The sequence below is a fragment of the Gilliamella sp. genome, assembly GCF_024104075.1.
Classification (GTDB): domain Bacteria; phylum Pseudomonadota; class Gammaproteobacteria; order Enterobacterales; family Orbaceae; genus Gilliamella; species Gilliamella bombi.
This window is the reverse complement of sequence record NZ_JAGGHR010000003.1, coordinates 83,784-96,351: the sequence shown is the minus strand read 5'-3', so window position 1 is coordinate 96,351 and position 12,568 is coordinate 83,784. Positions and strand designations below refer to the sequence as shown.

The window sequence follows — 12,568 nt, the reverse complement described above, 5'->3', positions numbered from 1 at the left end:
TGTCATACTAGACTTTTTAAAGCAAAAAGAGTATGGTGTGCGCCTTGTTACGTGGTTCGTGAACCTCCCACGCTAAAAAACTAAGGAAAAATAATGAGTAAAATTACACTACTAGGCGATCAGTCTGTTCGCTATCCAACAACCTATTGTCCTGAAATACTCGAAACGTTCGCTAATAAACATCCGAATAACGATTATTTTGTTAAATTTAATTGCCCAGAATTTACTAGTCTTTGTCCTATCACAGGGCAACCTGATTTTGCGACAATTTATATTTCATACGTGCCCAATATTAAAATGGTCGAAAGTAAATCGTTAAAACTTTATCTGTTCAGCTTTCGTAATCATGGCGATTACCATGAAGATTGCATTAATATCATTATGAAAGATCTGATTAAATTAATGGATCCTAAATATATCGAAGTCTGGGGAAAATTCACTCCGCGAGGTGGCATTTCGATTGATCCTTATGCCAATTATGGCAAATCGGATACTCATTGGGAACAAGTTGCGGCTAATCGATTAGCCAATCACGACATGTATCCAGAAAAAGTGGATAATCGCTAATCTAATCTATCCAAACAGGAACAGTTAATGCAAACTCGTAAAGCACTAGTTATATTTTCTGGTGGGCAAGACTCAACCACTTGCTTACTGCAAGCCATTGCTGATTATGGACGTGAAAACGTTCAGGCAATCAGTTTTCACTATGGTCAACGTCACGCAATAGAGCTTGAAAAAGCTAAAAGGATTGCTGATGATCTTGGTATTAAACAAACCGTCATTGATACTTCAGTTATCAAACAAACTACAAATAATGCGTTGATTGATGACGCTCAAGAAATTAAAGCCGCTCAAGATGGCGATTACCCCAATACCTTCGTTGATGGGCGTAATATGCTTTTTTTACTTTTGGCTGGCTGTCATGCTAAGCAACAAGGAATTTCTGACATTATTATTGGAGTTTGTGAAACCGATTTTAGTGGTTATCCAGATTGCCGTGATGTCTTTATTAAATCAATGAATGTATCAATGAATTTAGCCATGGACTATGCGTTTAATCTCATCACGCCACTGATGTATTTGACTAAAGCGCAAACGTGGGAAATGGCTGATAAACTAGGTTATCTTGATTATGTTCAAAAACATACCCACACCTGTTATTACGGTGTTGAAGGGGGATGTGGTAAGTGTCCAAGTTGTTTATTGCGCAATAAGGGCCTACAAGAATATATGGCTCAAGCTAAATAAATTCATTCATCATTGGGTTCTCTCACCCCATTAAAAAGGAAAAAAGATGTACTTAAATGTTCATTCAGAATCGATAGAAAAAAGTTTTACCAGTAAACAAAAGCAAAAAGCGCTTTACTGGTTGGCTTTTTTTCACATATTGGTTATTGCTTCAAGCAATTATTTAGTCCAAATCCCATTCGAAATTTTTGGTTTTCAAACAACTTGGGGGGCATTCACTTTTCCGTTTATCTTTTTAACTACCGATCTGACTATTCGAATTTATGGTGCTAGTTTAGCGAGAAAAATCATTTTTGTTGTAATGATTCCTGCATTGTTATTTTCATACCTGATTTCGGTACTATTTTTTGAAACCCATTGGGTTGGATTATCAGCATTGACGGAATTTAATAGCTTCGTATTTCGAATTGCATTGGCTAGTTTTGCCGCTTATTTAGTTGGACAACTAATGGATATTACTGTTTTTAACTATTTAAGAAAAAACAGATCATGGTGGGTTGCCCCAACAGCATCGGCAATATTTGGTAATGGTATTGATACTATTGTCTTTTTTGCTATCGCATTTTATCAAAGTAGCGATGAATTTATGGCAAATCATTGGATCGAAATTTCGTTAATGGACTATAGTTTTAAAATTCTAATTTGCGGATTATTCTTTTTGCCACTTTATGGCGTCATTCTGAATTTTATCCTAAAAAAGTTAGTTGCAATGCCTAAAAACAATTAATCATTAAAATCTAAATTTTAGTTACTCACCTAAATAAACATAAACTCATTTATTTTTTTGATGAGTTTTATGTTTAATATTGAAAAACCCACCAATATTTCACAACACCTAAAGGTCAATATAGCTTTTTATCCTGCGTCGGGCAGCCGAAGGCTTCATTCTGCATCCTGTGCTAGGTTTTTAGAAAATTTTGCCAAAAACTAGCGCTTTAGTATTTAGTTAGCTATAATTTTGATTATTTTATGGCAAAACGCAGCTCATTAAAAAATAAACAACTATAAAAATAAAACACAAATTAACAGGAGGTTAGATATTGTGTGCTATAATAATAACAGGCATTGGCAGTGCTATACCTTAAATCTATTTAAGTTTTACCGTAATCAAAAACAAACTCCATTTTGCTTTTTATTATCAAATCTAGCGAAATCGCCAAGATTGCCGTCGATTTCCAACTTGTTATCCAAATTAGCCATAGTTTTTGCACCATTGTTGTTATTGCCATATTCAGTGAGTTCGCAGGCGTTGTTAGCTCGGACCTCACAGGTTATTAACGGCTCTGCGCCGTATTTGACGCTTGATGGTGGCGTCACTAAATTAACTACAACTGATGATTTAATAAGTATTAAGTTATCGGACGGTCAAGTTTTCACTCCACAAAATAATAACTCAGCGATGACGCCAATTCATTTACCTAATGCAGGTGATACGCTTGCTAATATTGAAATGATAGTTCCACCATCAACCGACTCTGTGAGTATAAGTAGCTTGGTAACACAAGGTAATTGGGGAGATGATGATGGAGATGGACAGGGAGCTAATAGTGTCACTGCGACAGGGAATATATCAGTATCGTTTACTGATAAAAATAGTAATGCCGTTAGTCGCAGTGATATATTAGATATTTGTAATGCACCTTATAGGATAACATTAAGTAGTACGGATGCTACTTTAGAAACAAAGTATGGTGTGCCAAATAGAAGTACTTTAAACGGAAATACGGTGTCATATTATATCAACCCAAATTCACAGCAGCCTAAAGTTTGCTATGTAAGGCCTCGTTTGATATTTGGTGGTACTAATTTTGCTGGAGATAATCCTCGCTTTGCGGGGCCATCTAGTATATGGGATTCTACTAAAGGTTTTTTAACACAGTCAATTAATCCATCTTCTTATAGCCTTAATTTTCCCACTACGGGGGCAGATGGATTATATTTTGATTTGGATATAGGCGGGGTAGATGCAAGTCAGTTGACCTGGTCTTCAGAAACTCAAGGAGAGATAACTGCAACAGTGAATTGGGTAAAACCTCGTTCAGACTCATTCACCATTCCATGCCGATGGTGCACGGGCACTACTACATATGATGATTGGATTACAGATAAATCCAAAAACGTAACGCGAGTAACGTTAAATGGTCCTAGGGCGAATAATATCCAAATACAATCAAGTAATCCTAGTCGACTTACTGTGCCATCTTTGCCGCAACTATTTGTGTTGGAAGGGAAGAATAGTAGTGGTGTGGTTGTTAAATATGGATTTGAGCTAAAGCAGTGGTTTGTCCATCGGGGAGAGAAATATACTACTGTTCCTGAGCAAGCAACTTGGTGTAGTAGTTTGGGTTATCGTTTTTCGAAGATAAGAGATTTAAGCAATGCGAAATGTGGTGTGGATAATGCTTATTTTCCATGTATAAGCGACATAGATGGCTCCACACCGTCGTCCGGTAGTCTATATTACCAACGTCAAATAGGGGCAGGATTTTTAAGTGAGTGGAGCGATTTATCCTATTATGGTGATGTGGCAGGTTTTGGTCGTGGTGATATTTGGACGAATGATGCGGTATCAAATACAACTCACTTATATATTCACCGTAATGGTTATGTGGATCAGTGGGGCACCTCTGGAGGTGGCTATGCTGTTTGCACCGTACCTTAGTGTTTAGTTCTTAATCCTTGAACTGTGGGAAGTTTATATGTAAATAGAGAATAATCAACCAAAGAACTGTAAATCCCCCAAACTTAGTACACAACTCACGTAGAAAATTAAGCTGCTTGTTTTAATGTTTTATATTCGAGCAGTGTCATGTTATTTAACGCCTCATGTGGTCTTTCGGTGTTATAAATCGTTAACCATTCTTCGGTTATTCTCCTTGCTTGTGCTAAGTTGTTAAAAAGATATAAATCGAGTACTTCAGTACGATAGGTACGATTAAATCGTTCAATATAGCCATTTTGATAAGGGCTACCGGGCTTTATATAATCAATGACTATATCATGTGATTTAGCCCAGTTTATAAAGGTTTTTCCTGTAAATTCTGGTCCATTATCGACCCGTATTTTTAATAAATATCCATGATATTCGGCCAGTTTATCTAAGTAACGGGTAATTCTTTCTGCCGGTAAACTGACTGCAATATCAATGCCTAGCGCCTCACGATTAAAGTCCTCTATCACATTGAATGTTCTCAAGTTCACATTGCGTTAATCTTTGCCTCTAGTTAGTATTTCGATTCATTCTATGCTGAACATTTTTCTTAGATACTTCTTTTATCAAAGTAATAATTGATCTTTGCAAAAATATTAGACAGTGCCCACCGCTATCATTTTATTGTTTTGGTAAAATTGCTATTCATATTGCTGCGGCGATATCTAGCCTTTGGCTGAATGACGACGAATACGATTATAATAGATTTCAATATATTCAAATAGTGCTTTATTAGCCTGCATCCTCGTTTTATAGTAACAACAATGAATAATATGGGGTTTGAGTGTATGAAAAAACTTTCAACAACAGCATTATCAAAGCAGTTTCCTCTTCGACTCATACTTTGCCTTAGTCCATATTGTAACAATAATTGCTTGAAATCAGCACTGGAATATTGAATTCTTTGGTCACTATGAATGAAGACATTTTTAGGAAAGTGACGCCGAAACAAAGTTTGCTTTAATGTATTACACACTAAATAGCCTGTATCCCTAACATCATGAAGCAGGCTTAGCGCACCCAAACGGGCTTTATGTTGCCAATACTGTTTTTGAATATACTCGCTGAGTTTAGCTGATTTGTTTGCTCTTTTTAACCAAGCATAATAACCCGATGAACTGACACCAAGTAATGAGCATATCCTAGTAACGGGATAGCAGGTTAAATGATTTTTCATATAAGTGTACTTCACCGACTTGGATTGTTGATGATATGCACATGCGCCTTTTTTAGTATATCATTGGCCATTTTCAGTTCTTTAATCTCTTTTTCTAACGCCATAATCCGCTGTTGCTCAGCGGTTAACTCTCGACGGCTAGTTTTATTCGGGGAAAGTTGCCTAATCCATTTATCTAGGGTTGATTTACCCACACCTAGATGATTGGCAAGTTCGCTGATAGAAAGGTGTGCATTAGATAACGCATAATCCACTGATTGTTGTTTGAATTCGATACTAAATTTTTTGACCATAATATTTGTCTCCTATGATTTTTGTTTATATCATAGAGGCGACTTTTGTCCACTTTTTTGGCGAGGATCAGGTAGCTACCCACACACCAAGCAATAATCAGCAACCACGCAATGATATGCTTCACGTGCGAATTGGATGCCAATAAAAACCAGTACCGCAATCAAAAAGCTACTGGAAATTGGCCAAACTATTAGGCTGATAGCCACAAACTCGAAAAATACAACATTGTAAGCTTCAGTATTAAATTTATATTTTAATAAATCACTTTGCAAGCTCATTTTTTGCCTCCCTGTTGTCAAACTGGTTTTAATAAGCTGTCTTATGTAATCAGCCATACTGATTTTATGATAAAAGCAATATTGGTCGAGTTGTTCTCGCAGTGCCATCAGTAAATCAATAGTGGTTCGCTTCATGCCGCAGGCAGGGGTATTGATTTTCTTCATTAGTGTAATATCCTTATCTTTTGCTATATATAGCATCAACTTAAAAAAAGCGACCCGCATAAGCTGCTGTAGTACTCACTTTTAAGTATAGCTAAATGAAATAGCATGATTTTCTAAAATTTTTTGCAAAGATTGAACTACTCAATAAGCGATAATGCGATCTTTATTCGGATTTATTGGTGATTACGCTATAATGGCGCTAATTTTTTAATTAGTAAAGTTAGAATAGCAATGGCGTTAAAAATAACCAATAAATGTATTAATTGTGACATGTGTGAGCCTGAGTGCCCAAATGAGGCAATCTCAATGGGGTTTGATACTTATGAAATTGATCCCAATAAATGTACAGAATGTGTTGGTTATTATGATCATTCGACTTGTCAGCGAGTCTGCCCTATTCAAAATGCCATTATTGCGGATCCTGAACATATTGAAACAAAAGAAGAGTTATTAGTAAAATTTGAGGGACTTAAGTCTTCTTAAATCAGGTTGATTTAATGTTAATTCGAAGTTCTTTTGGAATTTCAAAAGTGATATTTTCTAAAATGCCATCTGTTTCAATAAGCGATGTGCAACCTAAGCTTTTTAAATGATCAATCACCTGTTGTACTAAAATCTCAGGCGCAGAAGCACCTGCTGTTACGCCGATTGTATGTGCGTTTATTAACCACTCTTTTTGGATGTCAGATGCAAAATCAATTAAATAAGCTTGTTTGCTGTTTCGCCTTGCTAGCTCGGCTAGGCGATTTGAATTAGACGAATTTTTAGAACCTACGACTAAAACAATGTCTGCGCGTGATGATAACTGTTTCACTGCTTGCTGGCGATTGGTTGTGGCATAGCAGATATCATTTTTGCGTGGGCTGCGAATATTAGGAAAACGTTTTTTTAAAGCATCTATAATTTGAGCCGTATCATCAACGGATAACGTTGTTTGAGTGGTAAAGCAAAGATTATTTTCGTTTTTTACCTGTAGCTTTTTTACATCATCAATTGATTCGATTAAATAAATGCCACCTTCGGGATTGTTATATTGTCCCATTGTACCATCTACTTCAATATGCCCAGCATGGCCGATTAAAATAACTTCTTCACCACGATAACTCGATCTAGCCACTTCCATATGTACTTTGGTTACAAGTGGGCAAGTGGCATCAAAAACACGGAGTTTATGTTGTTTGGCTTCCTCACGGATAGCTTTAGACACCCCATGCGCTGAAAAGATAAGAATTGAGTTATCGGGTACTTCGCTAATATCTTCAATGAAAATTGCCCCTAATTCTTTTAGGCGATTAACGACATAGCGATTGTGTACTACTTCGTGACGGACATAAACTGGTGCGCCAAACAATTCTAGTGCACGTTCAACAATTGTGATAGCACGATCAACACCAGCGCAAAAACCGCGAGGATTGGCCAAAATAATTTGCATACTATACAGTCTTCTTTGGTTTTTTATAATTACTGAAAATAAATAGTCCAATACCAACGCAGATTGCACAGTCAGCAATATTAAAAGTTGGATAGTGCCAGTCACCAAAATTGACATCTAAAAAGTCAATCACAAATCCATGATAAAGACGATCAAATAAATTACCTAATGCACCGCCTAAAATCATTGATAACGACAAGTTCTCTAATTTTTGTTGGCGAGTGTTGCGGTATAACATACGTACTATCACGGCACTGATAATTAAAGCGATAGCAGCAAGCATCATACGTTGCCCTTCAAAAATGCTAAAGGCAGCGCCAATATTGCGTACATAAGTGATAGAGAAGAATGGCAAAAGATTCACTGATTCAAATAGCGAGAAATTATTAATAATCCAAAATTTACTTGCGATATCAATGATAAAAACAATGATTGCAAATAATAACCAGTAAAGTCCATTATCTTTTTTCATATAGTTTGTGCTCATTATTATGTTTCCGCCGACAATCGTCGACGGAAAAGGTACTAGATTGCTTAAGGGATTGGCATAGCTCCATTTAATTTACTAAATAGATTGCTATGCGAAATGCCTTACCTCGCCTTTGCCGTGAATGTTTTCTTCACAACGCTTACATAAATGTGATGTTGGCTCATTATCGACGGTATAGTGCCAGCAACGAGGGCATTTATCACCTTGTGCTTTAGCGAGTTCAATTTTTAGTCCTTGAATATCGCTTTGCACCGCATTTTCAGGTGCTTCTTGTAATGGTTTTACGCTAGCTTGTGATGTTAGTAATACAAAGCGTAATTCGTTTTCTAATTTAGCTAATGTTGCTGCAATATCTTTATCAGCATAAAGCGTAACAGCAGCTTCAAGTGCACCACCAATCACTTTATCATTACGACCTTGTTCAAGCACTTTATTCACTTCGCTACGAATGGTTAAAATCTGAGCCCAATATTCGCTATTTAATGCTTCGCTTTCTGGCAATGTAAATAGTGCTGTATACCACTCATCTTCAAAAACAAATTCTTGTTTATCAGCCATTGGCAGATATTGCCAAATTTCATCAGCAGTGAATGATAAAATAGGTGCAATCCAACGAACCATTGCTTGCGCAATATGATATAAAGCAGTTTGGCAACTGTGACGGGCAATACTATCACTTTTTGCTGTGTATTGGCGATCTTTAATAATATCTAAATAGAATGATCCCATTTCGATTGAGCAAAATTGCATAATACGTTGTACAACTTTATGGAAATCGTAATTTTCATAAGCCTGAATAATTTGTTCTTGCGCTTCTTTTGCCATACTAACTGCCCAGCGATCAAGAACAACCATATCTTCTTGTTTTACCATATCTTTAGTTGGATCAAATCCATTTAAATTCGCCAGTAAAAAACGTGCGGTATTACGAATACGGCGATAACTATCGGCAGCTCGTTTGATAATTTCTTCCGAATAACTCATTTCGCCTGAATAATCGGTCGATGCAATCCATAGACGTAAAATATCAGCCCCAAGTTTGTTCATCACTTCTTGTGGTGTCACAATATTACCTAGTGACTTAGACATTTTACGGCCTTGACCGTCAACCACAAAACCATGTGTTAATACTTGTTTATAAGGGGCTTTATTATCAATTGCTGTTGATAACATTAATGAAGACATAAACCAACCACGATGTTGATCTGAACCTTCTAAATAAATTTCTGCATCATGTCCTTCAAATTCAGGGCGTGCACGCACAACAGAAGAGAATGTTGATCCTGAGTCAAACCAAACATCTAACGTATCAGGTACTTTACGATAATCATCAGCATCAGGACCTAAAAGATCTTTAATATCAGCATCCCACCAAGCTTGAATGCCATCTTTTTCAACTAGCTGTGCAACTTTTTCAACTAATGCTAGTGTATCTGGATGAAGTTCTTCGGTCTCTTTGTGAACAAACAACGTCATAGGTACACCCCATGTGCGTTGGCGAGAAATACACCAATCAGGGCGATTAGTAACCATAGTTTCAATGCGCGCTTGTCCCCAATCAGGGATCCAACGAACTTGTTTAATTTCTTTTAATGATTGCGTTCGCAGACCTTGTTTATCCATGCTAATAAACCATTGTGGTGTAGCACGATAAATAACCGGTGTTTTATGACGCCAACAACATGGATAGCTATGTTCAATATTTTCAAAGTGTAATAGTGCGTTATGTTCTTTTAACATTTCAACGACAACTTTATTCGCTTTGAATACAAATAACCCATCGAGACCAGCGCCCGTTCCAGGCAAGTAACAACCATTACCACCAACAGGATTTGCCACTTCAAGACCATATTTTTGACCGACCATAAAGTCTTCTGTACCATGTCCTGGTGCGGTATGCACAGCTCCTGTACCTGCATCAATTGTAACGTGTTCGCCAAGTACAACTGGTTCATCAAAATCAAGGAATGGGTGTTTAAAACGTAACAACTCAAGAGCATTACCTTGGCAGCTACCTAATACTTTCCATTGGTCGATATTGGCACGTTGCATCACAGACTCAACTAAATCAGTTGCTAAAATTAAGCACTCTTTATCATTAATTTGAACAAGTTGATATTCAAAATCAGCATTTAAAGCTATCCCTCGGCTAGCTGGTAATGTCCAAGGCGTGGTTGTCCAGATAACAGCATAAATGGTTAAATCAGTATTGATACCAAATTTATTTGCTACAGCTTGATTATCAACAGCTTTAAATTTCACATCAATTGCTGGCGATGATTTATCATAATATTCAACTTCTGCTTCGGCTAAAGATGACATACAATCGGTACACCAATAAACAGGTTTAGCGCCTTTAACTAAATGACCGTTTTTTATCACTCTACCTAACGCACGGATAATATTCGCTTCGGTATTGTAGTCCATTGTACGGTAAGGGTTTTGCCAATCACCTAGTACGCCCATACGGATAAAATCAGCTTTTTGTAGTTCAACTTGTGAAGCGGCATAATCGCGGCAAATTTGACGAAACTCAGCAGGTGTTACTTTTACACCTGGTTTTCCTACTTGCTCTTCAACTTTTTGTTCAATCGGTAAGCCATGACAATCCCATCCTGGAATATAAGGGGAATTATAACCGCTTAACCCTTTTGATTTGATAATAATATCTTTAAGGATTTTATTAACGGCGTGACCAATATGTAGTTTTCCGTTTGCATAAGGAGGGCCATCATGCAGAATAAAGTTTTTTTTACCTTTTTTGACCAAGCGAATTTTGCGATAAAGTTCTTTATCGTACCAATTTTGTAACATTGCTGGTTCGCGTTTAGCAAGATCACCTCGCATTGGGAATCCAGTTTCCGGTAGATTCAATGTATTTTTATAGTCTGTCATGCTGATTTATTCCAGTTAAATGTGTTGATACTACTTTATTATTGGTTAATTTTGCACTGATCTTTTTCGCAGTGCAAATATCTTGTGTAATTTGTTGTTTTAATTCTGCTAATGAGTCAAATTTTTTCTCATCGCGTATTTTTTTGATGAACGTTATGTCTAAATATTGTCCATATATATTACCCGAAAAGTCAAAAAGATTTACTTCAAGTATTGCGGTTTTTCCATTAATAGTTGGTCTTATCCCAATATTGGCAATACCGTTATAATGCTGATTATTGCAGATATTTTTGACTTTAACAAAATAGACTCCTTGTAGTGCAGGCTTTTTTCGATGTAAGTGAATATTTGCTGTTGGAAATCCCAATTCCCTTGCTAAAGCATTGCCATGAACTACGCGACCTTGAATTGTATAATCACGACCTAATAGACAATGAGCCAATTCAAAATCACTATTCAAAAGTGCTTGGCGAATAGCAGTACTACTTATACGAAAATTATTCCAAACAAATGTTGGTATGCTTTCTACTACAAAATCATGATTTCGCGAATATTGTTGTAGAAGGTTGATATCCCCTTTACGTTCAAATCCGAACCGAAAATCATCACCAATTGTAATGTATTTAGCTTGTAGCTTATTGATCAACCAATCTTGAATAAAATGATCGGCAGACATATTGGCAAAAGTTTGGGTAAATGGAATAGCAATAATATAGTCGATACCTAATTTTTCAATAAAAATAACTTTTTCATGAAATGAAGTTAAACGTGACGGCGCATTATCTTGGGCAAAAAACTCTAGTGGTTGCGGCTCAAATAACATCACAACAGTGGGAAGATTGAGTTTTTTACCTTGTTTAATAATATGGTTAATTAATTGTTGATGTCCTAAATGCACGCCATCAAAATTTCCCAAGGTTAGAACACATTGAGAAAACTGATTTTTTAGATTAGTTATACCACGGATAATCTTCATGAAAACAATGTTATTTATATTAAGTAACCAAGAATTATACCAATCTTTCTTGAAGATGCACGCAATATAAAGTTAGATTTTGTCGCTTTTCTTCAAGCATTTTCACTGTTTGAGATAAAATGCTAAGTGACTAGGTCATACTTTAAACTGTTGTGATTCAAACATACCCATTTATAAAATTAATAATGGTTTAGTGCTCGCAAAAATTCTTGCCTTGTGCTTGGGTTTGTTTTAAACCCGCCTCCGAGGGCAGTTGTTGTTGTAATACTATTGGAGTCTTTAATGCCTCGGGCTTTAACGCAATAATGGGTTGCATCAATAGAAACCGCTACATTAACCGTACCTAGTAGTGTTTGTAGTGCCACTAAAATTTGTTGTGTTAATCTTTCTTGTACTTGAGGACGTTGGGAAAAAAAAGTTACAATTCGATTAATTTTCGATAAACCAATGACTTTATCTTTGGGAATATAAGAAACCGTTGCTTTACCGTCTATTGTGACAAAATGGTGTTCACAGACACTAGTTAGTGTAATATCGCGAACCGTTATCATTTCATCAACTTGCATTTTATTTTCGATTAACGTAATTTTTGGAAAATTTTCGTAATAAAGACCAGAAAAAATCTCATCAACATACATTTTCGACACGCGGTGAGGAGTTTGTGCAAGGCTATCATCAGATAGATCAAGTTCCATTAGCTTCATAATTTCACGAAAATGCGACTCGATTTTTGCTTTACGCTCATTATTATCTATAACTAGACGGCATAATGGTGTTTCAAGATTTTTAGCTGCAAGGGCTTCTTTGACTTTTTGCGCGGCAGGGCTTAATTGTGTCATTTATTACATACTCAAGCGAAAATGAATGCGTTATTATATAACACTCATTGCGCAATATACA

The 12,568-nt window shown here is 36.4% G+C and carries 12 protein-coding genes, 1 pseudogene and 1 riboswitch; of the genes and pseudogenes, 5 read left to right on the top strand and 8 right to left on the bottom strand.

The annotated features are described in order from the left end of the window. The first annotated feature begins 45 nt into the window (after positions 1-45). A riboswitch (PreQ1 riboswitch) is annotated at positions 46-90 on the top strand. Positions 91-93: 3 nt separating this feature from the next. The 4 genes from queF (at position 94) to J6569_RS01935 (ending at position 3,913) form a co-directional block, all read left to right on the top strand. After that, complete coding sequence (gene queF / locus J6569_RS01950) at positions 94-567, top strand: preQ(1) synthase (protein WP_085165658.1); 474 nt, start codon at positions 94-96, stop codon at positions 565-567. Positions 568-594: 27 nt separating this feature from the next. Beyond that, a complete protein-coding gene (gene queC, locus J6569_RS01945; protein ID WP_174799459.1) occupies positions 595-1,251 on the top strand; it encodes a 7-cyano-7-deazaguanine synthase QueC in 657 nt (218 codons plus the stop codon). 46 nt (positions 1,252-1,297) lie between these two features. Beyond that, entirely contained in the window at positions 1,298-1,978 is a 681-nt protein-coding gene (locus J6569_RS01940; protein WP_174799460.1) for a 7-cyano-7-deazaguanine/7-aminomethyl-7-deazaguanine transporter, read from the top strand. A 315-nt stretch (positions 1,979-2,293) separates the two neighbouring features. After that, on the top strand, positions 2,294-3,913 hold the full coding sequence (locus J6569_RS01935) for a hypothetical protein (RefSeq protein ID WP_296317355.1): 1,620 nt from the start codon (positions 2,294-2,296) through the stop codon (positions 3,911-3,913). A 107-nt stretch (positions 3,914-4,020) separates the two neighbouring features. Here J6569_RS01935 and J6569_RS01930 read toward each other — a convergent pair whose 3' ends face one another. From J6569_RS01930 to J6569_RS01920, 3 genes and pseudogenes are all read right to left on the bottom strand, one after another. Then, on the bottom strand, positions 4,021-4,452 hold the full coding sequence (locus J6569_RS01930) for an integrase core domain-containing protein (protein WP_174799462.1): 432 nt from the start codon (positions 4,450-4,452) through the stop codon (positions 4,021-4,023). Positions 4,453-4,629: 177 nt separating this feature from the next. Then, positions 4,630-5,431: pseudogene (locus tag J6569_RS01925) on the bottom strand (transposase); the annotation flags it as partial. A gap of 75 nt (positions 5,432-5,506) precedes the next feature. Next, positions 5,507-5,875 carry a hypothetical protein gene (locus tag J6569_RS01920; RefSeq protein ID WP_143426364.1) on the bottom strand — a complete coding sequence of 123 codons (369 nt, stop codon included), beginning with the start codon at positions 5,873-5,875 and terminating at the stop codon, positions 5,507-5,509. A gap of 231 nt (positions 5,876-6,106) precedes the next feature. Between J6569_RS01920 and J6569_RS01915 the strand changes: the two genes are divergently transcribed. Beyond that, the gene (locus J6569_RS01915) at positions 6,107-6,358 is read left to right on the top strand and encodes a YfhL family 4Fe-4S dicluster ferredoxin (protein WP_034911286.1); all 252 of its coding nucleotides are present in this window, start codon (positions 6,107-6,109) and stop codon (positions 6,356-6,358) included. A gap of 1 nt (position 6,359) precedes the next feature. Here J6569_RS01915 and ispH read toward each other — a convergent pair whose 3' ends face one another. The 5 genes from ispH to folE all read right to left on the bottom strand — a co-directional run bounded on the left by ispH (position 6,360) and on the right by folE (position 12,507). Continuing rightward, the gene (gene ispH / locus J6569_RS01910; RefSeq protein WP_174799193.1) at positions 6,360-7,307 is read right to left on the bottom strand and encodes a 4-hydroxy-3-methylbut-2-enyl diphosphate reductase; all 948 of its coding nucleotides are present in this window, start codon (positions 7,305-7,307) and stop codon (positions 6,360-6,362) included. Between the two features lies 1 nt (position 7,308). Then, complete coding sequence (gene lspA / locus J6569_RS01905; RefSeq protein WP_202983962.1) at positions 7,309-7,794, bottom strand: signal peptidase II; 486 nt, start codon at positions 7,792-7,794, stop codon at positions 7,309-7,311. Positions 7,795-7,884: 90 nt separating this feature from the next. Next, positions 7,885-10,692, bottom strand: a complete 2,808-nt coding sequence (ileS, locus tag J6569_RS01900) for an isoleucine--tRNA ligase (protein ID WP_296317351.1) — start codon at positions 10,690-10,692, stop codon at positions 7,885-7,887. Then, on the bottom strand, positions 10,679-11,668 hold the full coding sequence (gene ribF / locus J6569_RS01895) for a bifunctional riboflavin kinase/FAD synthetase (protein WP_174799196.1): 990 nt from the start codon (positions 11,666-11,668) through the stop codon (positions 10,679-10,681). The genes ileS and ribF overlap by 14 nt, the downstream gene beginning before the upstream one ends. Before the next feature lie 179 nt (positions 11,669-11,847). Next, positions 11,848-12,507 carry a GTP cyclohydrolase I FolE gene (gene folE, locus J6569_RS01890; protein ID WP_034911276.1) on the bottom strand — a complete coding sequence of 220 codons (660 nt, stop codon included), beginning with the start codon at positions 12,505-12,507 and terminating at the stop codon, positions 11,848-11,850. Positions 12,508-12,568 lie beyond the last annotated feature (61 nt).